The organism is Verminephrobacter aporrectodeae subsp. tuberculatae, assembly GCF_026127385.1.
Lineage (GTDB): Bacteria > Pseudomonadota > Gammaproteobacteria > Burkholderiales > Burkholderiaceae_C > Acidovorax > Acidovorax aporrectodeae.
This window is the reverse complement of record NZ_QZCX01000022.1, coordinates 1-290: the sequence shown is the minus strand read 5'-3', so window position 1 is coordinate 290 and position 290 is coordinate 1. Positions and strand designations below refer to the sequence as shown.

The window sequence follows — 290 nt, the reverse complement described above, 5'->3', positions numbered from 1 at the left end:
CGGGCAACCTGGACGCGGACGCGACCCACAAGCCGGCGAGCGGAGCCTTTACGGTGCTGGTCAATGGCGTCGCGAATGCCGTCACCAACGTCAGCGTCGAGCCCCAAGCCAAAACCGTCACGCTCACGCTGAGCACGGCGGTCACCCCCGGCCAGACGGTCACCGTGGCCTACACCGACCCCACGACCGGCAACGACGCCAACGCCATACAGGACGCCGCAGGCAACGACGCGGCCAGCTTTGCTGCTACCGCGGTGACCAACGACACATCAGCGTCAGCAGACACCACG

General features: G+C 67.2%; 1 protein-coding gene. It reads left to right on the top strand.

Annotated features, from left to right (window positions below; genetic code table 11):
• The coding region (locus D5041_RS21945) for a SwmB domain-containing protein (protein ID WP_265285840.1) at positions 1-290 on the top strand (290 nt) is incomplete at both ends.